Source organism: Pseudomonas sp. NFACC37-1, from assembly GCF_900101575.1.
GTDB classification, from domain to species: domain Bacteria; phylum Pseudomonadota; class Gammaproteobacteria; order Pseudomonadales; family Pseudomonadaceae; genus Aquipseudomonas; species Aquipseudomonas fluorescens_AA.
Genome location: NZ_FMUZ01000007.1, coordinates 1 through 24,001, shown reverse-complemented (window position 1 = coordinate 24,001; position 24,001 = coordinate 1). Strand labels below are relative to the sequence as shown.

The window sequence follows — 24,001 nt, the reverse complement described above, 5'->3', positions numbered from 1 at the left end:
CCGCCCACGCTCAGGGTCTGCACGCCATCCAACGCGGTCACGGTGAACGTGCCGCTTTGGGTCAGGGCCGATGCGTCAGGGTTGCTGCCGTCGCTGAGGTTTTTTTCCTGCAACGACAGTTCGCCGCCTTCAGCATCCAGGCCCACCAACACCACCGGATCATCATTGTTATGCACTTGCAGCACCAGGTTCGCGGTGCTGGTGTCGCCGTCGGCATCGGTGAGCGTGTAGGTGAACGTCTCGGTACCGCTGCCCCCACCATGCAACGCGACGAATTGCGGGTCGCTGGTGTTCAGGGTGTAGGTGTACGTGCCGTTGGGGTTGAGCACCAAGGTGCCGTAGGTACCGGTGAACGTCCCGCCAATGATCGGCCCGCTGTCGGGGCCGGTGGGGATCCGATCGGCGCCCTGGTGATCGTTTGGCAATACGTTGCCGGTAAGAGTGACCAGGGTTTCCGACGCCGTGTTCGCGTGGCTGTCGTCGATCGCCTGGGGCACGTCATCGGTGATGTTGACGTCCAGGGTGCCGGTGGCCGTGTCGCCGTCGGTGTCGACGGCCACCACGGGGAACTGCTCGGTAATGTTGTTGGCACCGCCGCCGGCAGGATGGGTTTCATTGTCCGTCAGGGTGTAGGTGTAACTGACCACCCCCGTGGTGGGGTCATAGCCCGTGATGGTCAACGTGTTGCCCAGCGCCGACGTGATGGTCTGAGGAAAGCCTGCGGGCACGCCGCCACTGATCACGTTGATGCCGCCGATGCTGAGGCTGCTCAGCCCGTCAGGCGCGGACACCGTGAAGGTGCCATTTTGCACCAGCGCCCCCGGATTGCTGGCCGAACCATCGGCCAGATTGGCCTCGTTGGTGGTCAGTTCGCCGCCCTCGACATTGACCCCGTCGAGGGTCACGGGGTTGTCCGGCGTCTCTGGGGTTACCGGCGGGGTTGCATCGTCGCCGGTGTTATCCGGGTCACCGGCCAAGCGTAGCTGTGGAAATTCGGGAATCCCGTTGAACCCGGCCGTCGGAAAACCGATCAGCGGATCGACCTCCCCGCCGACCTCTTCCAACAGCACAAAACTGTGCCCACCGCCTACACCACCCGGGTTGCCACCTTCAGGGCCGGCGGCCGTGGCTTCGCCGGTCTGGGTAGGGTCGGCACCGGCAGCGATGGCTTGCTGCAGCTTCTGCACATCGGTCAGTTGCGCGTCACTCGGCGCCGTCGTGTCGGGCGTGTCGACATGAGGCGCATGGTTGGCCAGCAGCTGCGGGGTCAGGGTCAGGTTGCTTTCGCGGCCCAGGGTCAACGACTGGCCGTTCTGCAGATGCACAGCCACGGCCCCTTCGGCACCGGTGACCAGGTGTTCGCCGGCATAGAGCCGATCGCCTTCGACCAAAGGCCGCCGCAGGCCACCGGCCGCTTCTGCGAAAACTTGCCCGACCACTTTGCTGACGATACCGATGAGCGCTGCCATGTGCATTTCCTCCGTTGCCGACCGCAATCGGCACCTGTCTGGGTGAAGAATTCGTCCTCGGGTTTGGCGACCCCAAAAGCTGGAAAATCTGCCAGCTTTCGCGAAAGCAGAAGGTGCTGGCAATTCGCCTAAACGACAAAAAACCGTCACAAAAAACCGCTTCTCACATCGCCATTTCGGCACTTCTTCACGTCGCTTAAAAATCTGCATGAAACTTTTATTGACGCCTAAAAGCCGTCAGAACCCGCAGATTCAAAGGCTTTCGCTTTGAACAATGTGCCGGTTTTTTTCAAGCTCATAAGTTTTTTTCGGAATAATCATTATGAGAAATTCTTCTTAGGTTTTGCTCAGGATGTTCTTAGCTGTGTTGTTACAAGGTTGAAACGGTTTTGATCTTAAATACGTCAATATTTTGGCGACAAGCGAAGCACTACAGACCTCAGGAGATGCACCCCATGCGCGTTCTAACCCCCCTCTGCAGCGCGGTTTTGCTGGCCATGGCCTGCTCTTCTCAGGCGCAGGCCATGTCGTTGACCGAGGCGATCCAGAGCACCATCGCGACTCACCCGGAACTGGCACAACGGGTGGACAGCCGTCTGTCGGCCAATGAAGACGTCAAGGTCGCCAGAGGGGGCTTTTTCCCATCGGTGGACCTCAATGCCGGTTACGGCCGCGGCTACAGCGACAACACCAACACCCGTGCCCTGGGCAACCACCACACCAATATCCTGACCTACACCCAATCGGAGCTGCGCCTGCGGCAGATGATCTTCGACGGGTTCAACACCGCCAATGAAGTGCAGCGCACCCAGGGCGTGGTCAATTCCCGGGCCTATTACGCCCAGGGCACCGCCCAGGATCTGGCGCTGCGTACCATCGAGGTCTACCTGGAAGTGCTCAAGCGGCGCGAGCTGGTGACCCTGGCCAAGAACAACCTTCAGGCGCACCTGCGGGTCAACGACCAGATCGGCCTGCGCACCGAGCGTGGGGTGGGCAGTACGGCCGACTCCGACCAGTCCAATGCCCGTCGGGCCCTGGCGGAAAACAACTTCGACACCGCCCAGGTGGACCTGGCGGACGCCGAGGCGAACTTCTACAGCGTGGTCGGACGCATGCCCGATGAGCTGGAGGCGCCGCCCTCGACCAAAGGCGAAATCCCCGCCGACCTGCGCGAAGCCCAGCAAAGCATGGTGGATAACAACCCGTACCTGAAATCGGCCCAGGCCGACATACAGTCGGCCGAGAGCCAATATGAAGTGGCGAAGTCGCCGTTCTACCCGCGCTTCGATGCCGAGGCAGCGGTGGGCGCCAACAACAACCTTGGCGGCGAAGAAGGCCACGACAACAACTGGCGTGTGGGTGTGGTGATGAACTACAACCTGTTCCGCGGTGGCAGCGACAAGGCGCGGCTGGCGTCCAACGCCCACCAGATCAACCAGGCCATGGACATCCGCAACAACGCCCTGCGCCAGCTCAACGAAGACACGCGCCTGGCCTGGAACGCGATGCTCAACGCCCGCAAACAGACCCCCACCGCCCGCGAATATGCCGACACCACCGCCCGTGTGCGCGCCGCGTACCAGGATCAGTTCGGGCTCGGCCAGCGCACGCTGCTCGACCTGCTCGACAGCGAAAACGAGCTGTACAACGCCAACCGTCGCTACACCGAGGTGCGTTACACCGAGGAGTACTCGATGTACCGGGTGCTGGCGAACATGGGCCTGCTGTTGCACAAACAACGGATCGTGCTGCCGGCCGATGCGGTCGCGCAGACCGAAGTCAAGAACCAGGCACGGCTGCCGGAACTGAAGTAGCCCCCTCCAAAAAAAATGGGAGCGAACACTGTGACCAGCATGGAACCCACCACCCTCGGCGCCGATCCGCGCCTGAACTTCGATGATCCCTTGCTGGACGGCCTGTTGATCCTCTGCAAACTCCATGGCGCGACGGTCAGCCGCGCCAGCCTCAGCGCCGGGCTCCCTATGGCGCACCAACGCTTGAGCCTGGACCTGCTGCCCCGCGCAGCGGCCCGGGCGAGCTTGCAGGCGCGGTTGTTGCGTCGTGAGCTGGCGGACATCTCCCCCCTGAACCTGCCGGTGATGCTGATCCTGGCGGGGGGCCGTTGCGCGGTATTACGGCGCTGGGGCGAGGATGGCAAGGCGCTGATCCTGCCCAGCGAAGCCGATGGCGGCGAGCAGTGGGTCAGCCGCGAGGAACTGACCACCGATTACAGCGGCCAGGCGTTATTCGCCCGGCCGCGCCATGAACTCGAAGACCTGCGCTCGCCCCTGGTACCCCGGGTCGAGGCGTGGTTTCGCGACACCTTGAAACTGTCGCGCTGGCTGTACAGCGACGCGATCCTCGCGAGTTTCCTGATCAACCTGCTGGGGCTGATGGTGCCGCTGTTCGTCATGCAGACCTACGACCGCGTGGTACCGAACCAGGCCACGTCCACCTTATGGGTACTGGCCGTGGGGCTGTTGATCGGTACCGGCTTCGAACTGGTGCTGCGGGTGGTGCGCGCCCATCTGCTGGACACCGCCGGCAAGAAAACCGACGTGATTCTGTCCGCCACCCTGTTCGAACGCATCACCGGCATGGCGATGAAGGCCAAGCCGGTGACCATCGGCGGCTTCGCCCAGAGCATCCACGACTTCCAGGGCCTGCGCGAATTCCTCACGGCAGTGACGCTCACCAGCCTGATCGACCTGCCCTTCGCCCTGCTGATGCTCGTCGTAATCGGCCTGCTGGGCGGCTGGCTGGTGGTGATTCCCGTGATCGCGTTTCCGATCACCATCGTCTTCGCCATGATCATCCAGGTGCGCCTGCGCGACACCGTGCAAAAAAGCCTCGCCCTCGGCGCCCAGCGCCAGGCCCTGCTGATCGAAACCCTCGGTGGCCTGGAAACCCTCAAGGCCTGCAGCGCCGAAAGCGAGCGCCAGCATCAATGGGAAAGCACCCACGGCGCCCTCACCCGCCTGGACAGCCATGCGCGCAACCTCTCGGCACTGGCGACCAATGGCACCTTGTTCCTGCAGCAACTGGCCGGCATGGCGACCATCGTCGCCGGGGTCTACAGCATCATTGCCGGCAACCTCAGCGTCGGCGCGCTGGTGGCGACCTACATGCTCGGCAGCCGGGTGCTCGCCCCGCTCGGGCAGATCGCCGGGCTGATCACCCGCTACCAGCAAGCCCAGCTCACCATGCGCAGCACCGATGCCTTGATGGCGTTGCCCCAGGAGCGAGACGCCAAGCAGCGGCCGTTGGACCGTACCCAATTGCAGGGCGCACTGGACGTCAACAGCGTGACGTTCCACTACAACGGCCAGAGCGCCCCGGCGCTGGCCAATATCAGTTTCAGCCTCAAGCCCGGCGAACGGGTCGGGGTCATCGGCCGCAGTGGCTCGGGCAAGAGCACCCTGGCGCGCCTGGTGATGGGTTTCTATGCCCCGGAGGAAGGCCAATTGCTGCTCGATGGCCTGGACCTGCGGCAACTGGACGTCGCCGACCTGCGCCAACAGATCGGCTACGTCGCCCATGACCTGCCGCTGCTGGCCGGCAGCCTGCGGGACAATCTCACCCTGGGCGCGCGCTACATCAGTGATACGCGCATGCTGGAAGTGGCGGAACTGACCGGAGTCACCGAACTGGCGCGCCAGCATCCCCAAGGTTTCGACCGCCCGGTGGGCGAGCGCGGGCAGTTGCTGTCCGGCGGCCAACGCCAAGCCGTGCTGCTGGCCCGGGCCTTGTTGCTCGACCCGCCGATCCTGCTGCTGGACGAACCCACCAGCGCCATGGACAACAGCAGCGAAGACGTCCTGCGGCAGAAGCTTCACACCCATGTACAGGGCAAGACGGTGCTGCTGGTCACTCACCGCACCTCGATGCTGAGCCTGGTGGACCGGTTGGTGGTGCTGGATAACGGCCGAATCGTGGCGGATGGGCCGAAGGAAGCGGTCATCGATGCATTGCGCAAGGGACGGGTGGGGACGGCGGCGGTTTAACAACCCACACCGTACCTGTGGCGAGAGGATTTATCCCCGCTGGGCTGCGAAGCAGCCCCAATACCATTTTCCTGACACACCGAGCTTTCAGGTTTTAGGGCCGCTTCGCGCCCCAGCGGGGATAAATCCCCTCGCCACAAAAACCGCGACCAGCTCCACTTCACTTAACCGACGGGTACCGCCCATGTCTGCCCAAACACCGGATTCAACCGCCCGAAGCTACTTCGGCAGTTTCAGCAAAAGCGCCGAAAGCGAGTTCATGCCGGAAACCGCCGGCGCCACGCTGCAGGATTCGCCCCGGCGCTCGCGGGTTACCGTGTGGCTGGCCGCCGGGTTGATCATCACCGGGCTGGTCTGGGCGAAGTTGGCGGTCTTACAGGAAGTCACCACCGGCGAAGGCAAGGCGATTCCGTCGAGCAAGATCCAGGTGATCCAGAACCTGGAGGGCGGCATCGTCACCGAGATATTCGTGCGCGAAGGCCAGATGGTGAACAAGGGCGACACCCTGCTGCGCCTGGATGACACGCGATATCAATCGAACAAGGGCGAGAGCGAGGCCGACCGCTACGCGCTGACAGCCCAGGTCGAGCGTCTGTCGGCCGAGGCCGAAGGGCGGCCATTCGCGCTCTCGGCAGAAGTCACCGCCAAGGCCCCGCAAGTGGCAGAGGACGAGCGTTCGCTGTACGAACAACGCCAACGGCGCCTGGCCAGCGAACAACGGACCCTGACCGAACAGCTGCGGCAGAAGACCCAGGAGCTGGCGGAGTTTCGCTCCAAGCAAGGCCAGTTCAGCTCGGCCCTGGCCTTGCTGCAGGAAGAAATGAACATGTCCGCGCCGCTGGTGCGCACCGGGGCTGTGTCGCCGGTGGAGATCCTGCGGCTCAAGCGCAGCGCGGTGGAAATCCGCGGTTCGCTCAACGCCACCACCCTGGCGATTCCCCGGGCCGAATCGGCGATCAACGAGATCAAGAGCAAGATCGACGAATCGGAACAGACCTTCCGCTCCGAGGCGGCCAAGGACCTCAACGAGAAACGTACCGAACTGTCGAAAATCACCGCCTCGAGCATCGCCATCGACGACCGCGTGACCCGCACGACGGTGGTCTCGCCGGTACATGGGGTGATCAAGCAACTGAAGGTCAACACCATCGGCGGCGTGGTGCAGCCGGGCAACGACATGGTGGAAATCGTGCCCCTGGAAGACAACCTGCTGATCGAAGCCAAGGTCCGCCCCCAGGACGTGGCGTTCCTGCATCCGGGGCAGAAAGCCATGGTCAAGTTCAGCGCCTACGACTACACGATCTATGGCGGGCTGAGCGCCAAGCTCGAACTGATCGGCGCCGACACCATCACCGATGACAAGGGCAACAGCTTCTACCTGATCCAGGTGCGCACCGACAAAAACCACTTGGGCGGGGATGTCAAGCCGTTACTGATCATTCCGGGAATGGTGGCGACGGTGGATATCATTACCGGGGAGAAAAGTGTCCTGGATTACCTGCTCAAGCCGGTGTTGAAGGCGCGGACCGAGGCGATGCGCGAGCGTTAACACCCCCTGATCGTTCCTACGCTCTGCGTGGGAATGCATCCTGTGACGCTCTGCGTCACGCTTGCGAAGGGACGCAGAGCGTCCCGGGCGGCATTCCCACGCGGAGCGTTGGAACGATCAGTTCCCGCCATGATTCTTCTGATAGGTCTGCTCCCCCATCGCCACAATCTGCCCTTCGATCAGCGCTTCGAAGGGCCTCAACAACGGTTCGAAACTCGTCGGCGCCTCCAGCGTCTGCAACGCCTGGACAATCGCCTCCACCGTCGACAACGCCCCCGGCCCGGGCGCCTTGCGCAAGCGGTAACGGGACACAGCGCCTTCGGCCAGGGTCACCCTCGGCAGTGCCGCCAGCAGCGGATTGAGGTGCAGCAGCTTGCGCGCCTTGCGCCAGGTGCCATCCGGGACGACCAGCAAGGTCGGCTCATCGGACGGCGCGCGGGCCTGCAACGGTAGCGCCTCGTCGCCAGGAAACAACAACCGCGCCTGATAACCCGGTGGGTTCAGCAGCCGGGGCAAATCCTCGAACACCTCGCCCACGATCAACTCGGCGTTGCTCAGCCCCAACGCCGCCAGCCGGGCAGTATTCAAGGCGTGGTTCACTTCACTGGGATGCTGCAACAGCAAAACGCGGGTGCGGCTGTCGAGGCTGGGGATCAGCGGGCACAGGCAATGGTTTTGTGGCCTGTGGCAACGCGGGCATTGGACTCTGGACATGGTCAGGCCTGGTTCAGTTGAGCTTTGAGCAAATCACGGAAGGTCTGGATCAGCGGCTCGCGGCTGCGGCCACGGCGCACAATCATTGAAAACGGTGCCTGATAGCCGAAAGTGGCCGGCAGCAATACCCGCAGATCGCCCTTGTCGGCCCAAGCCTGGGCGTAGTGCTCGGGCAGGTAGCCGATGTACGCACCGGACAGCACCAGGATCAACTGTGCCTCCATGCTCTCCACCGTCGCCGCGCTGTGCTTGAAGCCGTGGCGGGCCAGTTCGGCCTGGCTCCAGTAACCGCGCCCGACCATGCGCTGCTGGGTGATGACCTGCTCGGGAATACGCCGCTCGTTGAACAACGGGTGACGGTTGCTGCAATACAACCAGTGCTGTTCACGGTACAGCGGCATGTAGACCAGCCCGCTCATGCGCGTGGAAAACGCACCGATGGCCAGGTCCAGGCGATTGTCCTGCACGCCGAGTTGCAGCTCGTAAGGGCTCATGACCGACAGATGCAAATGCACCGCTGGATGTTCCTGGCTGTAGGCACCGATGGCTTCGGCGAACGGCAAGGCTTTATCGCTGACGGTGGAGTCGATCACCCCCAGGTTCAACGTACCGCGCAGTTCCCCTTTAAGCGCGGCGGCGTACTGCTCGAACCCTTCGAGCTCGCCCAACAGGCGCAGGGTTTCCTGGTGGAACAGCTCGCCCTTGCTGGTCAGGCTGAACCCGCCCCGGCCGCGATGACACAGCACCAGGCCCAGGGCCGACTCCAGTTGGCTCATGTAGGTGCTGATGGCCGACGTGGACAGGTTGAGCTCGTGCTGGGCATTGGCGAACCCCTGGTGCCGGACCACGCTGACGAAAATACGCAGCAGTTTCAGGTCGGGTAGAGCGTTGGCCATTGGGGGTCTCCATACAGGCGGGTCACTGCACATTTGTGGCGAGGGGATTTATCCCCGCTGGGCTGCGAAGCAGCCCCAATATCATTTTCCTGACACACCGAGCTTTCAGGTTTTAGGGCCGCTTCGCGCCCCAGCGGGGATAAATCCCCTCGCCACAGAACCACACCCATCCAAACAGGGGGACTGCGCTGACGCGAAGTCTATCGCCCTGTCCGCCATTAGTTTAGAAAAATCTGAACTAAGTATTTGCCGCCAGCGATTCTTCAAGGCAACGGCTTTTCGCAGAATCGGCCCCTGATAAGTAAAACAACGATGAGGCCCTACCCGTGGACAAGATTCTTCACCAACCACTGGGCGGCAACGAAATGCCGCGCTTCGGCGGCATCGCCACCATGATGCGACTCCCCCATTTGCAAACCGCTGCCGGCCTGGACGCGGCCTTCGTCGGCGTACCGCTGGACATCGGCACCTCCCTGCGCGCCGGCACCCGGTTCGGTCCTCGCGAGATCCGCGCCGAATCGGTGATGATCCGCCCCTACAACATGGCCACCGGCGCCGCGCCGTTCGACTCACTGTCGGTGGCGGACATCGGCGATGTGCCGATCAACACCTTCAACTTGCTGGACGCGGTGCGGATCATCGAAGAGTCGTACCACAAGATCCTCGAACACAACGTCATCCCCCTGACCCTGGGGGGCGATCACACCATCACCCTGCCGATCCTGCGGGCGATCCACAAGAAACACGGCAAGGTCGGCCTGGTGCACATCGACGCCCACGCCGATGTGAACGACCACATGTTCGGCGAGAAGATCGCCCATGGCACCACCTTCCGCCGCGCCGTGGAGGAAGGCCTGCTCGATTGCGACCGCGTCGTGCAGATCGGCCTGCGGGCCCAGGGCTACACCGCCGATGATTTCAACTGGAGCCGCAACCAGGGCTTTCGCGTGGTCCAGGCCGAAGAGTGCTGGCACAAATCCCTGGCGCCGTTGATGGCCGAAGTGCGCGAGAAAGTCGGCGGCGGCCCGGTGTACCTGAGCTTCGACATCGACGGCATCGACCCGGCCTGGGCGCCCGGCACCGGCACCCCGGAAATCGGCGGCCTGACCACCATCCAGGCGATCGAAATCGTGCGGGGCTGCCAGGGTCTCGACCTGGTCGGTTGCGATCTGGTAGAAGTCTCGCCGCCGTACGACACCACCGGCAACACCTCGCTGCTGGGCGCCAACCTGCTGTACGAGATGCTCTGCGTACTGCCCGGCGTGGTGCATCGCTGAAGGTGCGGCCATGAACGATCGAGATCAAATCCTCAAGGCCGCCGCTGAGCTGGTGTCGGCCTTCGCCCGCAATGACCGCGACGCCTACTTCGGTGCGTTCACGGCCGATGCGAGTTTCGTGTTCCACACCCTTGAACAGCCCCTGCTGTCACGCGATGCCTACCAGGCGTTGTGGGATCGCTGGCGGTCCGAGGATGGCTTCGAGGTGCTGAACTGCACCTCGAGCAACGCCTTCGTCAGCCTGCAAGGGGACGTGGCGATTTTCATCCATGACGTGGCCACCGAGCTACGCCTGCAAGGGGAGCTTCACCGTAGCCAGGAGCGCGAAACCATTGTGTTTCGCCAAGAACAACAAGGCCTATGGCTGGCCTGTCACGAACATTTGTCCGCAATACCGGAAGGGCTGCCATCCCCTTAGCAACAGGCGACATTCACATCCGATGAATGCGCCTCGATGATCGGAGCAGATCATGCATAACAATAACGATAAAAGCCTTACGCACATTGAAACCAACGGGGTCGAACAGATCCCGGACCACGAACGCACTGCCGGCCCGGGCGACCTGTTTCGCCTGATCTTCGGCGGTGCCAATACCTTCGCCACCGCCGTGCTCGGCAGTTTCCCGGTGCTGTTCGGCTTGTCGTTCCAGGCCGGGGTCTGGGCGATTGTGCTGGGCGTGTTGGTGGGTTCGATCATTCTCGCGCCGATGGGCCTGTTCGGCCCGCTCAACGGCACCAACAACGCGGTGTCTTCCGGTGCGCACTTCGGCGTGCACGGGCGCATCGTCGGCTCGTTCCTCTCGTTGCTGACCGCCATCGCGTTTTTCTCGCTGTCGGTGTGGAGCTCGGGCGATGCGTTGATCGGCGGCGCCAAGCGGCTGGTCGGCGTGCCGGAAACCGACCTGAGCCTGGGCCTGGCCTACGGCCTGTTCGCCCTGCTGGTGTTGACGGTGTGCATCTACGGCTTCCGCTTCATGCTGTGGGTCAACCGCATTGCCGTGTGGGCCGCCAGCCTGCTGTTCCTGCTGGGCATTTTCGCCTTCGCACCGACCTTCGACAGCCAGTTCGCCGGCACGGTCAGCCTCGGCCAGCCGGGCTTCTACGCGGCCTTCATCGGCGCGGCGCTGGTAGCCATGAGCAACCCGATTTCCTTCGGAGCGTTCCTGGGCGACTGGTCACGCTACATCCCCCGCAACACGCCCAAGCGCCGCATCATGCTGGCCGTGATCGCGGCACAACTGGCGACATTGATCCCGTTCCTGTTCGGCCTCGCCACCGCCACCATCGTGGCGATCAAGGCGCCGGACTACATCGCGGCCAACAACTACGTGGGCGGGCTGCTGGCGGTTTCGCCGGGGTGGTTCTTCCTGCCGGTGTGCCTGATCGCGGTGATCGGCGGCATGTCCACCGGCACCACGTCGCTGTATGGCACCGGGCTGGACATGTCCAGCGTGTTCCCGCGGGTGCTGTCGCGGGTCAAGGCCACGCTGCTGATCGGCGTGCTGTCGATTGCCTTCATCTTCATCGGGCGCTTCGCGGCGAACCTGGTGCAGAGCGTGTCTACATTCGCCGTGCTGATCATCACCTGCACCACTCCGTGGATGGTGATCATGATCATCGGCCTGCTGGTGCGCCGCGGCTTCTACTGCCCGGATGACCTGCAAGTGTTCACCCGCGGTGAAACCGGCGGGCGCTACTGGTTCAGCCACGGCTGGAACTGGCGCGGCCTGGGGGCGTGGATCCCCAGTGCGCTGGTGGGGTTGTGCTTCGTCAACCTGCCGGGGCAGTTCGTCGGGCCGCTGGGGGAATTGGCCGGCGGGATCGACATCAGCCTGCCGGTGACCCTGGGCCTGGCTTCGGTGGTGTACTTGGTGCTGCTTGGGTTGTTTCCGGAACCGGCCGCGGTGTATGGGCCAGATGATCCGCGGAGCAAAAACCAGCCGAGCGCAGAACCTGTGGCGAGGGGATTTATCCCCGCTGGAGCGCGCAGCGCTTCCAAACCCTGACACCTCGGTGTGCCAGACGGATTGAGTTGGCTGTTTTGGGGCTGCTTCGCAGCCCAACGGGGATGAATCCCCTCGCCACAAGGGCATCACTCATCCCGACCTTCCTATAAAAAAGACAATCGGAGACACGCCACCATGGCTTTGGACTTAATCGTCGTTCTCATCTACGCCGCCGGCATGATCGCCCTCGGCTGGTACGGCATGCGCCGCGCCAAGACCCGTGACGACTACCTGGTGGCCGGGCGCAACCTCGGCCCGGGCTTTTACCTGGGCACCATGGCCGCCACCGTCCTGGGGGGTGCGTCCACCATCGGTACCGTGCGCCTGGGCTACGTCTACGGCATTTCCGGATTCTGGCTGTGCGGCGCCATCGGCCTGGGCATCGTCGGCCTGAGCCTGTTCCTCGCCAAACCGTTGCTCAAGCTCAAGATCTACACCGTGACCCAAGTGCTGGAACGCCGCTACAACCCGGCGGCGCGCCAGGCCAGTGCGCTGATCATGCTGGTTTACGCACTGATGATCGGCGCCACCTCGACCATTGCCATCGGCACCGTGATGCAGGTGTTGTTCGGCCTGCCGTTCTGGGTGTCGATCCTGGTGGGCGGTGGCGTGGTGGTGCTGTATTCCACCATCGGCGGCATGTGGTCGCTGACCCTCACCGACATCGTGCAATTCTTGATCATGACCGTCGGCCTGGTGTTCCTGTTGATGCCGATGTCCATCAGTGACGCGGGCGGCTGGGATGCCATGGTGGCTAAGCTGCCGGCCAGCTACTTCGATTTCACCGCGATTGGCTGGGACACCATCCTCACCTACTTCCTGATCTACTTCTTCGGCATCTTCATCGGCCAGGACATCTGGCAGCGCGTGTTCACCGCCCGCAGCGAAGGCGTGGCCAAAGTGGCCGGCACCGCCGCCGGCCTGTACTGCGTGCTGTATGGCCTGGCCGGGGCGTTGATCGGCATGGCGACCAAGGTGTTGCTGCCGGACCTGGAGAACGTCAACAACGCCTTCGCCAGCGTGGTGCAGACCAGCCTCCCCAACGGCATTCGCGGCCTGGTGATCGCCGCGGCCCTGGCGGCCTTGATGTCCACCGCCGCCGCGGGCCTGCTCGCCGCGTCCACCACGGTGGTCCAGGACTTGCTGCCCCGTCTGCGCCAGGGCCGTGAGAGCGGCAGTGGCGACGTCCACGAGAACCGCATCGCGACCCTGCTGATGGGGGCGGTGGTCCTGGTGATCGCCCTGGTGGTCAGCGACGTCATCAGCGCCCTGACCCTGGCCTACAACCTGTTGGTGGGCGGCATGCTGATCCCGCTGATCGGCGCCATCTACTGGAAACGCGCCACCACCGCCGGGGCGATCACCAGCATGTCGCTGGGCTTCTTGACCGCGCTGTTCTTCATGCTCAAGGACGGCCTGGACGCCAACACGCCGATCTACTACAGCCTGAGCGTGGCGCTGGTGAGTTTTGTGCTGGTGAGCGTGCTGTCGCCACGGCCGAGTGCGGTGGCCAAGGTGGTTTGATCGACAACTGAATCAAGCCGAATGCACCTGTGGCGAGGGGATTTATCCCCGCTGGGGCGCGAAGCGCGCCCAAAGCCAGGCGCCTCGGTATGTCAGAAAGGGCTGAGGAGGCTGATTTGGGTCTGCTTCGCAGCCCAGCGGGAGCAAGCACATCGCCAATAAAAAGATCGCAGTTCCGGGCCATCTCAATTGAAATGGTCCGGAACTGCGATCTCTCCAAATTCGGTGGCGTATTTACCGGCGGCGCGGTTGGCGGCGGCGTTGCTCGTCATCGGTGCGGATCGGTACCGGTTGCATTGGCGGTTCGATCAGGCCAAGCGCGACACCCAAGTCGTGAAGCCAGTTCTGGATTTTCTCTTTCATCGTGGTGCCCCCTCAGGGTGGTGCGAGCGGCAGATTTCTGTGGCCCCTTCGCACTGATAATAGTCCGATGTTCTACGCAATGCTCGTCTCAGTTTGCAATGATCTGTTACTGAATTGATCCAAATCCACCTCCCGGAGTTCAAGCCGATTGCGCCGTGAGCATTGGCCCCCGCGGCCAGGCCTGTTGTTGCAACTCGATCCAGGCGTTCAGGTTGGCTCCGACCATGCCTTTGCGCCACATCAGCCAAGTGGTGGCGCTGGCGAACGGCTCGGCCAGCGGATGCACCGTCACCCGCTCGCGGCCCGGCAGGCTCGCCAGCATCGACTCGGACATCAACGCCACCCCGGACCCGGCGATCACACACGCCAGCATCCCCTGGTAAGACTCGATTTCCATCGCCCGGCCCATGGTCGCGTGATCATGGGCAAACCAGGCCTCTAATCGCATCCGGTACGAGCAACCACGCCGGAACGTGAACACCGCGCGGCCCTGTACATCCAGAGCACTGCGTACCGGCGGATGATCGGCCTCGGTAATCAGCACCAACCGCTCGTCGCACAACGGCACGCCATCCAACCCCGCCAGCTCCAGCGGGCCGTCCACCAGCGCCGCGTCGAGCCGGTTGGTGAGCAGGCCTTCAAGCAGCTCACCACTGGGCCCCGATTGCACTTGCAGGTTCACCGCCGGGTACGCCCGGTGATAAGCCGCCAGCAGGTCCGGCAGATGCGTCGCCGCCGTGCTGTACATCGTGCCCAGCAGGAAGTCCCCGGCCGGCTGCCCACCCTGCACGGCGGCATGGGCCTCGTCGTGCAAGGCGAACAGCTTGGCCGCATAGTCCAGCAGGACTTTTCCTGCCGGCGACAACTGCAAACGCTGACGCTCCCGCAGGAAAAGGTCCACACCCAACTGCTCTTCAAGCTGCTTGAGCCGGGTCGACAGGTTCGACGGCACCCGGTGCAGGCGCTCGGCGGCCCGGGTGATGGAACCTTCCTCGGCCACGGCCTGGAAAATCCGCAGTTGGCTGAACTCCATGACCTTCTCCAAAAAAGAACAAGTTACTCACTATTATTCATTTTTAATGAAAGTCAATCAGTCCTAGCCTGACGGTCATTCGCCCCGACACCGGAGAACGACCATGTCACCTCTTATTCGCCTGCTCGGCAGTTTCATCGCGCTGATGATGGCCATGGGCATTGGCCGCTTCGCCCTGACGCCCCAGTTACCTCATTTGATCGGCGAAGGTCAGGTCGACTTGACCGCCGCCGGTCTGATTGCCGCCGCCAACTACCTGGGGTACTTCATCGGTGCGCTCGATGCGATGTTCGCCCGTCGTCCGGAACAGGTGCGGCGGCGGTTGCTCGGCGGCCTGTGGCTGTGCGTGCTGCTGACCCTGGCGTCGTTCTGGGCCTCGGGCTTCTGGCCGCACCTGGCGCTGCGTTTCGGCACCGGCGTGGCGAGCGCCTGGGTGATGGTGATGATCACCGCCCTGAGCCAACCCTTGGCTACGGCGGTGGGACGGCCACGGCTCGGCGCCCTGGTGTTTGCCGGGCCGGGCCTGGGGATTTTCCTGACGGGCCTGCTCGCCCTCGGCTCGAACCTGCTGGGCCAGACCTCCGCCACCCTGTGGCTGGTGTATGCCGGTGTGGCCTTGGCGATGTTGCTGGCGATCTTGCCGATCCTGCCGCAGCCGGCCGTCGCACCACCTGTCGCTGGGCCGACCGCCCCTTCGCCGAACGCGGGCATCGCTCGACTGGGCGTGGTGTACGCCCTGTATGGCGTGGGCTACATCATTCCGGCCACGTTCCTGTCGCAAATGGCCTCGGCGCAGTTCCACGGCCAATGGCTGGCCGATCTGTTCTGGCCCTGCTTCGGCCTGGCCGCCGCCAGCGGCGTGTTGCTGGTCAGCCGGCGGCGGCCGAACCCGAACACCACCGGCCGCTGGTTGATCGGCACGCTCTGGCTGCAAGCCGCCGGGGTATTCGCCTGCCTGCTGGGCAGCGGACCGGGGCTCGCACTGGGGGTGATCCTGTGTGGCACACCGTTCCTGGCCTGCATGCAGTTGGTGATGCTGCGCTCCCGGGAACTGTCGCCCCACGCCACCCAGCGCAACGCTGGCCTGTTGACCGCCTGCTTTGCTGTGGGCCAACTCAGCGGCCCCCTGCTGGCGGCGCTGAGTAGCCATTTCAGCGGCGGCCTGCAACCGGCGCTGATCATTGCCGGCAGCGGCCTGGTGCTGGCCGGCGGCCTGGTGCTGCGGCCCGCCAGCCGGGGCGCGGCGAGCCCTTGTGCCCAGACCGCCCTGCGTTGATCAGGCCTGGCCGGCCGGGCTGAACGCCTTGCTCGACTGCGGGGCCGGCTCGCGTCGCGCCAAGGCGAAATACAACACCCCGCCGAGGAAGCAACCGGTGAACCAGGCAAAGTTGGCCATCGGTTGCAGCACGGGGGTGAAGGTGATAGCCACGCCCATCAGCGTCGCCGGAATCAACGCCCTGACCGCCGTCCAGTTGATGCCGCCGCTGTAGTAGTAGCGCCCGCTCGGCCCGTCATTGAACAAGGCATCGACGTCGATCTGCTGCTTCTTGATCAGGTAGTAATCCACCAGCAGGATCCCGAACAGCGGGCCGATGAACGCCGCCAGCACGTCCAGGGTGTAGTGGATCACTTCGGGGTTGTTGAACAGGTTCCACGGCGTGATGAAAATCGACGCCACCGCCGCGATCATGCCACCGGCGCGCCAACTGATCTTGCTGGGGGCGACGTTGGCGAAGTCGAAGGCCGGCGAGACGAAGTTGGCGACAATGTTGATGCCGATGGTGGCGGTCACGAAGGCAAAGGCCCCCAGCAAGACTGCCACGTCGTTGTCGATGCGCGCCACGGTGGCAATCGGGTCGTGGAGCATTTCACCGAACACCGGCAAGGTCCCGGAAACAATCACCACGGTGACCAGGGAGAACGCCAGGAAATTCACCGGCAGCCCCCAGAAATTACCCCGGCGCACGTCAGACATGCTCCGGCAGTAACGGCTGAAATCGCCGAAATTCAGGGTCGGGCCGGAAAAGTACGACACCACCAGGGCCGTCGCCACGATCACTTGGCCGAACGCCTGCCAGCCGGACAAAGACTTTTCCGCCAGGGTGAAGCTGATGTTGCTCCAACCGGCCTTCCACACGATCCAACCGGCCAGCAGGAACATCACGGCGTACACCACCGGCCCGGCCCAATCGATGAAACGACGAATCGACTCCATGCCGGTCCAGAACACCAGCGCCTGGACAAACCACAGGCTGAGGAAACCGAACCAACCTAGGTAGGACAAACCGGCAAAATGCGGCGTCGCGTAAACCTCCATTGAAGGAAAAAACCGCAGCACCACGATGATCAGCGCGCTGGACGCCAGGTACGTCTGAATGCCGTACCAGGCCACGGCGATCAAACCGCGAATGACCGCAGGAATATTCGCCCCGAACACCCCGAACGCCAGTCGGCAGATCACCGGGTACGGCACCGCCGCCTGCTGGCTCGGCTTGGCGACCAGGTTGGCGATCAACTGCACGATGCAGATCCCGCCGAGCAAGGCGATAAGCACCTGCCAACTCGCCAGGCCCAAGGCGAACAGACTGGCGGCGAAGACATAACCGCCCACACTGTGCACATCACTCATCCAGAACGCGAAGATGTTGTACCAATTCCATTTCTGCGGCAGCGGGCCCAGGTCCTCGTTATAGAGGCGGGGGCTGTAGCCGTTGGGCAATTGCTCGGACATTGCGGGGCTCCTTTGAGTACCGCCGTGCCCCCGTATCGACCTGCTCACCATACTGCGCACGGGAGCCGGCATGGTTTGTATACGCGTTGCTACGCAGAATGCGTGCCATAGGCGCAGGATGTGAGACAAACCGGGGTGTGTAGCGCAGCGGAACGCCGCGCAGGAACAGGCATACGCCCACGAACAGGGCGCGGGTGCATGCTAAAGGTGCAGGATTTTGTATACAGACCAAAGGCGGGCGCAGTTCCTGTGGCGAGGGGATTTATCCCCGCTGGGCGCGAAGCGACCCCAAGCAAGATGCTAACTTGCTCTGTCCGGCACACGGAGGCGTCAGGCTTAGGGGCCGCTTCGCAGCCCAGCGGGGATAAATCCCCTCGCCACATAGAATCCTTTTTGCCACGAAGCTGGGGCTAGGCTGAGATCAGCTCAATTCAATGCGATCGCCATGAATGACAATCTGCCCATTCTTGTACAGCGCACCAATGGCCTTCTTGAAGTTGCCCTTGCTCACGCCAAACAGGCTGCTGATCAGCGCCGGGTCGCTCTTGTCGCTGACCGCCAGGGTGCCGTTGTTCTCCCGCAACTTGGCGAGGATCTTGGCGTTCAGGCTGGTGGCGGCTTCCTGGCCCACCGGTTGCAGGCTCAGGCTGATCTTGCCGTCCGGGCGGATTTCCTTGATGAAGCCTTTTTCCTGCATGCCGGCGCGCATGAACTTGAAGATTTCATTCTTGTGGATCAGGCCCCAGTGCTTGTTATTGATGATCGCCTTGAACCCCATGTCGGTGGCTTCGGCGACCAGCAAATCCACTTCCTGGCCCGGCGTGTAGTTGGCCGGAGTCTTGTCCAGATAGCGATCCAGGCGTGCCGTGGCGGTGATGCGACGGGTGTGTTTGTCGAGGTAGACGTGCACCACGCAGTATTCGCCGGCGGTCATCTGGCGCTTTTCTTCGGAATACGGCAGCAACAGGTCCTTGGGCAGGCCCCAGTCCAGGAACACGCCAATGCTGTTGACCTCAACCACTTTCAGGCTGGCGAACTCACCGACCTGCACTTTTGGTTTTTCGGTGGTGGCGATCAGTTTGTCGTCGCTGTCCAGATAAATAAAAACATTGAGCCAGTCTTCATCTTCGCTGGGAATATCCTTGGGGATATAACGGTTGGGCAGCAGAATTTCGCCGTCCGCGCCGCCATCCAGATATAAACCGAAGTTAGTGTGTTTAACCACTTGCAAACTGTTGTAGCGCCCGACTAAAGCCATTTCCAATACCCTCATTGCGTGGGCGGCATTCTACCCGGTTTTGCGGCGCGATTCGTGGCCGCCGGCAAGGTTTGCCTGGAAGGCCCGGCACAACCGTTGATTTTCCTGGGTTTGCGTCCGAGGCACAGCCATTCGTCAGGCCGGAGACGGTGCATGCCGTCCTTTCTCGGCACAACATTCTTCACACGGTTGTTATTTAAAACAGAGGCTTAGGGCAATTATTGCCGGATAACGGCTGATTATTCCCGTCACGCTGGCGATAATTCAGAAGGATATTTGCCAAGCAATTGTCAAGTATTTCCTGTACGATGCCTGGCCCAATTAATTATCTACAGGTTAATGGCCGTCATGCGCGTAAAAGCATCCAACAGCAAAGCAAAGCCAGCTCCAGCCGTTGAAACCAGCGAGTCGATCAACGACCAGATCGCTGCGTTCCTCAAGTCCGGCGGCGAGATCCAGCAAATTGCCAAAGGCGTCAGCGGCCAGACATTCGGCCCGTCCAAGCAGATCAGCCTGGGCAAGAAGTAACCTGCGCGTCACCTGGTCCCAAAGCGCTTTGAGTTTCGAAGCGCTTGGACTGGAACCCTCCCCGCCCTATCCATTTCCCATGAATCGACGAACGGCCTTCGCTGCCGATCATTCGCCGGTATCCTTGCACCTCTCTAGCTCAAGCGTTTCAGCTTAGTTCCTGCTCCTCGCTATTTCATGGAGTGAAGCATGCGTATTCCTATTGTTGCGCTGGCGATCAGCCTGTTGACGTGCTCCCTCGCCCAGGGGCAGGTGTTCCAACGCGAACTCGGCGACTTCGACCTCAAACTGGGCACCACCCCCAGCCGCAGCATGGCCCAGGGCCTGGTCACACCGTCGAGCACCGGTTCGTTTCATGGTGGGTTGGACCTGAGCCACGACAGCGGTTGGTACGTTGGCCAGTGGTCACCCAGCGCCGGCGTGTCCGCTGATCTGGAGGTGGATTCCTACATCGGCTTTAAACAACCCTTCGACCAGACCCTGGGCTACGAAGTCGGCCTGATCCACTACAGCTACCCCACCGTCGATACCCTCGACAGCCAGGAGTTCTACGGCGGCCTGACCGTACTCGGCAGCCGTTTCGGCGCGGCCCTGAGCAACGATCCCGACAAACAGAACAGCACGCTGTTCGCCGACCTGGGCGGCAACGTGCCGTTCGGCATTGGCATCAGCGCCAAATACACCACCCACCAGCTCAATACGCCGGTCTCGGTCGAGAACGGTTATGTAGGCAGTTTCAGCGACTGGTCGTTGAAAATTTCCCGTCCGTGGAAGGGCCTCGACCTGGACCTGATCTACAGCGACTCAAGCCTCAGCGGCAGCAGTTGCTCGGCGTATTCCGGCCACAACAGCGAATGCGACAGCCTGCTGACCCTCAAGATGGCCCATTCTTTTTACTAAGCGTTACGTATTCGATCGGCTGAACTGCTGCGTGCCTGCCATGCTCCAACAAAGCACCTACGCTTTTGCAAGGACTCGCTCATGTCGCGCTGGTTGACCCGCACCGCCCTGTTCATTGCCCTGCTGCTGACGCTGACCGCCTGCAGCCGCGTAGGCCTGGCCTACCGCAACCTCGACCTGATCATCCCCTGGACCCTCAACGATTATCTGGAGATCAAAGGCGAGCAAAAAGACTGGTTCAACGAACGCCTCAAGGAACACCTGACCTGGCACTGCACGACGCAATTGCCCGGCTACGTCGACTGGCTGGATCGCTTGAAAACCATGGTGCAAACCCATCAAGTGACCGACGAAGCCCTGCAACAACGCACCCAGGAAGCCAAGGCCGCCATCGCCGAAACCGCCCGGGCCATCACCCCCTCGGCCATCGAATTGCTGCAAGGCCTGAGTGACGAACAAGTCGACGACATGGACGCCTCTTTCGTCAAAGACCAGCGCAAACGCCAGCAGCAATACCTCAAGCCGACATTGCAGGAGCAGATCCAGGAGCGCAGCGAGCGCATGGTCAAACGCCTGAACGACTGGCTCGGCCCGCTCAACGACGCCCAGCGCCAGCGGGTGGTCGCCTGGTCCACTGCCCTGGGCGATCAGAACCAGCAATGGATCGCCAACCGCGCCCACTGGCAAAACCAGTTCAGCGAAGCCGTGGCCCAACGTCACAACCCTGACTTTCCCAAACGCATCGAGCAGTTGCTGGTCAACCGCGAAAGCCTCTGGACCCCGGCCTACCGCGAGGCCTTCAGCAAAACCGAAGCCCAGGCCCGCAGCCTGCTGGTGGACCTGATGGCCGAAAGCACCCCGCCCCAGCGCGAACGGCTGCTGAAGAAAATCGACGGGGTGAAGAAGGACTTCACTGATTTGAAGTGCCTGAAAGCAGCGCGCTCCTAAACCCATCACAAAACCCAATGTGGGAGCGGGCTTGCTCGCGAAGGCGGTGTATCAGTCGACATCATTGTTAACTGGCACACCGCCTTCGCGAGCAAGCCCGCTCCCACAGAGTCTGCGCTCAACCGTCAGGCAATCTGCGCCTTGGAAGCCAAATCATCAAAAGTAAGCTCATCCAGCGCATCTTCCTGCTCATCCAGCACCTGGCGCGGATGATCATTGCCCGGAATGCTGCTGTCGATCAGGCTCAACAACCGCGAGCCACGGGGCGTCAGCACGAAGTTCTCGCCATTGCCGCCCTCTTCCTCCGGCCGCGGCTCGATATAGCCACGCTCCAGCAGTAATTTTTCATACTCCCCGGCGACCGCTTTCAGATGATCGAGGTTCTCGATCTCCTCGCCTGCAGCAGTTTTCTCTGCCGCGTACTGCTCTGCATAAGGCCGAGGGGTAAAACTGTGGCCGGCGCCGTTCTGCACTTCGTGCAACAACTTTTCGATCAAGTCCCAGTTGTAAGTCGTCATCCTGGTCCATCCTCTGAAGAGTGAGATGCCTACCTAGGTTGTGACCGAGGTGCTGCGCCGCCGTTCAGCCGGGTTTCCGGGCGCAATGTTGTTTACTTGAGGCCTATCCAATTCATTGTGGCGAGGGGATTTATCCCCGTTGGGCTGCGAAGCAGCCCTGAATCCAACCGCGCACTGTACAAGCTTAACGGCTAGCTACTTCACAAACCGACCAACGGCCTGTCGAATTCATCCAGAGCCAGACGACCACTTACAGAAAGTGCCGACTCAGCGGCTCTGCCACGCAGGAGAATTCATCATGAATGTTGAGAATCATCCAATCGTCTCGCGAGAAGAATGGCTCGCAGCCCGCCGCCAACACCTGGCCCACGAAAAAGCCTTCACCCGCGAACGAGACAAACTCAGCGCCGAACGCCGCGCCCTGCCCTGGGTAAAAATCGACAAACCCTACCGTTTCCAAGGCCCCCACGGTGAACTGAGCCTGGCCGACCTGTTCGGCGGCCGCAGGCAACTGATCATCTACCACTTCATGTTCGGCCCCGGCTGGACAGAAGGCTGCCAGGGCTGCTCATTCCTCTCCGACCACATCGACGGCGCCAACCAACACCTGGCCCACCACGACGTGGCCGTGGTCGCCGTCTCCCGCGCCCCCTTCGCCGAGTTCCAGCCGTTCAAGCGCCGCATGGGCTGGACCTTCGACTGGGTCTCGTCCAACGGCTGCGACTTCAACCCCGACTTCGGCGTTACCCTCAATGCCGAAGACGTCGCCGCCGGAAAAGCCACCTACAACTACGAAAAAACCGACACCACCGAAGGCGAACTCCCCGGCCTGAGCGTCTTCTACCGCAACGAAGCCGGCGACATCTTCCACACCTACTCCACCTACGCCCGTGGCCTGGACATGCTGGTCGGCACCTACAACTACCTCGACCTGACGCCCAAGGGCCGCAACGAAGACGAAATCATGGACTGGGTGCGGCATCACGATAGATACGACGAGGCCAAGCCCCACAGCTGCTGCCACAGCTGATGCGCCAACCCGCACAAGTCGAGCGCGATCCCCGTGGCGAGGGAGCTTGCTCCCGCTCGACTGCGCAGCAGTCGCTTGCTTTAAACCGACAAATGCCAGGCCAAACGTCCTACATGAAGCTCGGAAAGCGGTGTCTTGTGGCACTGGAGCGGGCCAGCCTATAGTCCCCCGTCGCCCAAAAAGGCGATTCGGGTTTGGCGACTCGATTACAGAGAATGCGAAAGCTACCGGCTGATTGCAGGTACCGACGCACCCGCAAAGCCGCTATATTCCACGGCGGCTGTGCGCGGGAGATCTTCGGATCTGCCGGTTTTCTCTGTAACCGGTTCGCCAACCTGCGCACAGCCACCACCCAATCGTTTGGCGACGATTGAGTGATGGCTTTCAGCCAATCAAACAGAGATCTTCAAAATGAATCGATATATGCCCATCACAGGAATCGACTGTGTCCCCGCAACGTTGCTCATCGATACCGAAGCCCCGCTGGACGTCCTTTTCGAAACCGCCGACTACCGCATCCGCACCGTGACCCAGGTGCTGGAAAACATCGCGTTCCGCTCGGATATCAGCTCCGATACGGTGGTGCTTTCTGATTTTTGCAAGCTGCTGACGATATCGCTTCGCGATGGATGTGATGTGTTGGATGTGATTGGGAGGCGGCTGCGAGCGCAAGCTGCTGAATAACGAAAACGGGCGACCTTTGGGTCGCCCGTTTTTCACATACGCGGAGAGCAAAATGATTGAGACCTTTACAGAATTTGATCCCGCAGAATATCTCAGTACTCCAGAGGCCATTGCGGAGTTCATGAGAGATGCCCGGGAAACCGACGATGCAAGCTACATCGCCAAAGCGATGGAAGTATTCGCACGAGCCAAGGGAATGACCGAACTGTCCAGGGGATGAATCACACGAAAGCGGGCTTTCCTACCTGCAAAAAATCAACATGCTGGCGAGCAAACCCGCAGATCGGGATCTCTTGGGTACAAACAATCTACACAGATATGTGGTCTACCCCTGAAGAGCCGTAGACCAAGGTCAGCCTTTTTTTCAGACATATCAGCTAGTTAGCCGTTAAGTAAGTGCCATTCGGGACAGATTTATTTTCCCGGCTCAGTCCTCGGCCGCCCCTGCCCTCGCTGCTCTACCCGCACACCCACAATCCGCTCGACCTCATCTACGAAACGGCTTGTACCCGTCAGTTGACCTCGCTGCAAAGCATCGCGGATTAATCGAAGCTGATCAGTCGGAATGG

General features: G+C 61.9%; 21 protein-coding genes and 2 pseudogenes. 14 read left to right on the top strand and 9 right to left on the bottom strand.

From position 1 onward, the window contains the following. A partial coding sequence (locus tag BLP82_RS10695; protein WP_139197841.1) for a retention module-containing protein occupies window positions 1-1,469 on the bottom strand: 1,469 nt, incomplete at its 3' end. A gap of 455 nt (window positions 1,470-1,924) precedes the next feature. Here BLP82_RS10695 and BLP82_RS10690 point away from each other — a divergent pair. The 3 genes from BLP82_RS10690 (at window position 1,925) to BLP82_RS10680 (ending at window position 7,022) form a co-directional block, all read left to right on the top strand. Then, a complete protein-coding gene (locus tag BLP82_RS10690) occupies window positions 1,925-3,283 on the top strand; it encodes a TolC family outer membrane protein (RefSeq protein WP_060738685.1) in 1,359 nt (452 codons plus the stop codon). A 30-nt stretch (window positions 3,284-3,313) separates the two neighbouring features. Then, on the top strand, window positions 3,314-5,473 hold the full coding sequence (locus BLP82_RS10685) for a type I secretion system permease/ATPase (RefSeq protein ID WP_092167600.1): 2,160 nt from the start codon (window positions 3,314-3,316) through the stop codon (window positions 5,471-5,473). A gap of 184 nt (window positions 5,474-5,657) precedes the next feature. Then, window positions 5,658-7,022 carry an HlyD family type I secretion periplasmic adaptor subunit gene (locus BLP82_RS10680; RefSeq protein WP_092167366.1) on the top strand — a complete coding sequence of 455 codons (1,365 nt, stop codon included), beginning with the start codon at window positions 5,658-5,660 and terminating at the stop codon, window positions 7,020-7,022. Window positions 7,023-7,139: 117 nt separating this feature from the next. Here the strand turns inward: BLP82_RS10680 and BLP82_RS10675 are convergent, their stop codons facing one another. After that, a complete protein-coding gene (locus BLP82_RS10675) occupies window positions 7,140-7,736 on the bottom strand; it encodes a tRNA-uridine aminocarboxypropyltransferase (RefSeq protein ID WP_092167363.1) in 597 nt (198 codons plus the stop codon). Window positions 7,737-7,738: 2 nt separating this feature from the next. Beyond that, entirely contained in the window at window positions 7,739-8,632 is an 894-nt protein-coding gene (locus BLP82_RS10670) for a LysR family transcriptional regulator (protein ID WP_092167360.1), read from the bottom strand. A 326-nt stretch (window positions 8,633-8,958) separates the two neighbouring features. On the opposite strand from BLP82_RS10670, the gene speB reads away from it, so the two are divergent. From speB to BLP82_RS10650, 4 genes are all read left to right on the top strand, one after another. After that, a complete protein-coding gene (gene speB, locus BLP82_RS10665) occupies window positions 8,959-9,909 on the top strand; it encodes an agmatinase (protein ID WP_003198979.1) in 951 nt (316 codons plus the stop codon). Window positions 9,910-9,919: 10 nt separating this feature from the next. Continuing rightward, on the top strand, window positions 9,920-10,327 hold the full coding sequence (locus BLP82_RS10660) for a YybH family protein (protein WP_092167357.1): 408 nt from the start codon (window positions 9,920-9,922) through the stop codon (window positions 10,325-10,327). A gap of 49 nt (window positions 10,328-10,376) precedes the next feature. Further along, window positions 10,377-11,915 carry a purine-cytosine permease family protein gene (locus BLP82_RS10655; protein WP_256576584.1) on the top strand — a complete coding sequence of 513 codons (1,539 nt, stop codon included), beginning with the start codon at window positions 10,377-10,379 and terminating at the stop codon, window positions 11,913-11,915. Window positions 11,916-12,050: 135 nt separating this feature from the next. After that, window positions 12,051-13,439 (top strand): sodium:solute symporter family protein, encoded by a 1,389-nt coding sequence (locus BLP82_RS10650; RefSeq protein WP_092167352.1) that lies wholly within the window; start codon window positions 12,051-12,053, stop codon window positions 13,437-13,439. A 234-nt stretch (window positions 13,440-13,673) separates the two neighbouring features. Here the strand turns inward: BLP82_RS10650 and BLP82_RS31595 are convergent, their stop codons facing one another. After that, window positions 13,674-13,802 carry a PA1414 family protein gene (locus tag BLP82_RS31595; RefSeq protein ID WP_003198971.1) on the bottom strand — a complete coding sequence of 43 codons (129 nt, stop codon included), beginning with the start codon at window positions 13,800-13,802 and terminating at the stop codon, window positions 13,674-13,676. A 139-nt stretch (window positions 13,803-13,941) separates the two neighbouring features. Further along, on the bottom strand, window positions 13,942-14,835 hold the full coding sequence (locus tag BLP82_RS10645; protein ID WP_092167350.1) for a putrescine utilization regulator PtrR: 894 nt from the start codon (window positions 14,833-14,835) through the stop codon (window positions 13,942-13,944). 103 nt (window positions 14,836-14,938) lie between these two features. Here BLP82_RS10645 and BLP82_RS10640 point away from each other — a divergent pair, with 103 nt between their 5' ends. Then, window positions 14,939-16,111 (top strand): MFS transporter, encoded by a 1,173-nt coding sequence (locus BLP82_RS10640; protein ID WP_092167348.1) that lies wholly within the window; start codon window positions 14,939-14,941, stop codon window positions 16,109-16,111. Here the strand turns inward: BLP82_RS10640 and BLP82_RS10635 are convergent, their stop codons facing one another. Beyond that, window positions 16,112-17,566 (bottom strand): NCS1 family nucleobase:cation symporter-1, encoded by a 1,455-nt coding sequence (locus tag BLP82_RS10635; RefSeq protein ID WP_092167346.1) that lies wholly within the window; start codon window positions 17,564-17,566, stop codon window positions 16,112-16,114. Window positions 17,567-17,987: 421 nt separating this feature from the next. Beyond that, the gene (locus BLP82_RS10630) at window positions 17,988-18,824 is read right to left on the bottom strand and encodes a CvfB family protein (protein WP_092150980.1); all 837 of its coding nucleotides are present in this window, start codon (window positions 18,822-18,824) and stop codon (window positions 17,988-17,990) included. Between the two features lie 339 nt (window positions 18,825-19,163). On the opposite strand from BLP82_RS10630, the gene BLP82_RS10625 reads away from it, so the two are divergent. From BLP82_RS10625 to BLP82_RS10615, 3 genes are all read left to right on the top strand, one after another. Then, the gene (locus BLP82_RS10625; RefSeq protein ID WP_018607615.1) at window positions 19,164-19,352 is read left to right on the top strand and encodes a hypothetical protein; all 189 of its coding nucleotides are present in this window, start codon (window positions 19,164-19,166) and stop codon (window positions 19,350-19,352) included. 189 nt (window positions 19,353-19,541) lie between these two features. Further along, on the top strand, window positions 19,542-20,252 hold the full coding sequence (locus tag BLP82_RS10620; RefSeq protein ID WP_092167343.1) for a TorF family putative porin: 711 nt from the start codon (window positions 19,542-19,544) through the stop codon (window positions 20,250-20,252). An 81-nt stretch (window positions 20,253-20,333) separates the two neighbouring features. Continuing rightward, window positions 20,334-21,200 carry a DUF6279 family lipoprotein gene (locus BLP82_RS10615; RefSeq protein WP_092167341.1) on the top strand — a complete coding sequence of 289 codons (867 nt, stop codon included), beginning with the start codon at window positions 20,334-20,336 and terminating at the stop codon, window positions 21,198-21,200. A gap of 125 nt (window positions 21,201-21,325) precedes the next feature. Here the strand turns inward: BLP82_RS10615 and BLP82_RS10610 are convergent, their stop codons facing one another. Continuing rightward, window positions 21,326-21,718, bottom strand: a complete 393-nt coding sequence (locus tag BLP82_RS10610; RefSeq protein ID WP_060738698.1) for a hypothetical protein — start codon at window positions 21,716-21,718, stop codon at window positions 21,326-21,328. A 298-nt stretch (window positions 21,719-22,016) separates the two neighbouring features. On the opposite strand from BLP82_RS10610, the gene BLP82_RS10605 reads away from it, so the two are divergent. From BLP82_RS10605 to BLP82_RS10595, 3 genes and pseudogenes are all read left to right on the top strand, one after another. After that, window positions 22,017-22,748 (top strand): DUF899 domain-containing protein, encoded by a 732-nt coding sequence (locus BLP82_RS10605; RefSeq protein ID WP_092167339.1) that lies wholly within the window; start codon window positions 22,017-22,019, stop codon window positions 22,746-22,748. 411 nt (window positions 22,749-23,159) lie between these two features. Next, window positions 23,160-23,432: a hypothetical protein gene (locus tag BLP82_RS10600; protein WP_003198952.1), complete on the top strand. Its 273-nt coding sequence runs from the start codon at window positions 23,160-23,162 to the stop codon at window positions 23,430-23,432. A gap of 52 nt (window positions 23,433-23,484) precedes the next feature. Further along, window positions 23,485-23,646, top strand: a pseudogene (locus tag BLP82_RS10595) (transcriptional regulator); the annotation flags it as partial. 200 nt (window positions 23,647-23,846) lie between these two features. Here BLP82_RS10595 and BLP82_RS31590 read toward each other — a convergent pair. Next, window positions 23,847-24,001: pseudogene (locus tag BLP82_RS31590) on the bottom strand (transposase); the annotation flags it as partial.

Excerpts from the sequence above, each read along its gene's own strand:
- BLP82_RS10675 (WP_092167363.1), bottom strand. The coding sequence starts at position 7,736 with ATGTCCAGAGTCCAATGCCCGCGTTGCCACAGGCCACAAAACCATTGC.
- BLP82_RS10600 (WP_003198952.1), top strand. The coding sequence starts at position 23,160 with ATGAATCGATATATGCCCATCACAGGAATCGACTGTGTCCCCGCAACG.
- BLP82_RS10640 (WP_092167348.1), top strand. The coding sequence starts at position 14,939 with ATGTCACCTCTTATTCGCCTGCTCGGCAGTTTCATCGCGCTGATGATG.
- BLP82_RS10615 (WP_092167341.1), top strand. The coding sequence starts at position 20,334 with ATGTCGCGCTGGTTGACCCGCACCGCCCTGTTCATTGCCCTGCTGCTG.
- BLP82_RS31595 (WP_003198971.1), bottom strand. The coding sequence starts at position 13,802 with ATGAAAGAGAAAATCCAGAACTGGCTTCACGACTTGGGTGTCGCGCTT.
- BLP82_RS10680 (WP_092167366.1), top strand. The coding sequence starts at position 5,658 with ATGTCTGCCCAAACACCGGATTCAACCGCCCGAAGCTACTTCGGCAGT.
- BLP82_RS10635 (WP_092167346.1), bottom strand. The coding sequence starts at position 17,566 with ATGTCCGAGCAATTGCCCAACGGCTACAGCCCCCGCCTCTATAACGAG.
- BLP82_RS10660 (WP_092167357.1), top strand. The coding sequence starts at position 9,920 with ATGAACGATCGAGATCAAATCCTCAAGGCCGCCGCTGAGCTGGTGTCG.
- BLP82_RS10620 (WP_092167343.1), top strand. The coding sequence starts at position 19,542 with ATGCGTATTCCTATTGTTGCGCTGGCGATCAGCCTGTTGACGTGCTCC.
- BLP82_RS10625 (WP_018607615.1), top strand. The coding sequence starts at position 19,164 with ATGGCCGTCATGCGCGTAAAAGCATCCAACAGCAAAGCAAAGCCAGCT.
- BLP82_RS10670 (WP_092167360.1), bottom strand. The coding sequence starts at position 8,632 with ATGGCCAACGCTCTACCCGACCTGAAACTGCTGCGTATTTTCGTCAGC.
- BLP82_RS10645 (WP_092167350.1), bottom strand. The coding sequence starts at position 14,835 with ATGGAGTTCAGCCAACTGCGGATTTTCCAGGCCGTGGCCGAGGAAGGT.
- BLP82_RS10610 (WP_060738698.1), bottom strand. The coding sequence starts at position 21,718 with ATGACGACTTACAACTGGGACTTGATCGAAAAGTTGTTGCACGAAGTG.
- BLP82_RS10630 (WP_092150980.1), bottom strand. The coding sequence starts at position 18,824 with ATGGCTTTAGTCGGGCGCTACAACAGTTTGCAAGTGGTTAAACACACT.
- BLP82_RS10605 (WP_092167339.1), top strand. The coding sequence starts at position 22,017 with ATGAATGTTGAGAATCATCCAATCGTCTCGCGAGAAGAATGGCTCGCA.
- BLP82_RS10690 (WP_060738685.1), top strand. The coding sequence starts at position 1,925 with ATGCGCGTTCTAACCCCCCTCTGCAGCGCGGTTTTGCTGGCCATGGCC.
- BLP82_RS10650 (WP_092167352.1), top strand. The coding sequence starts at position 12,051 with ATGGCTTTGGACTTAATCGTCGTTCTCATCTACGCCGCCGGCATGATC.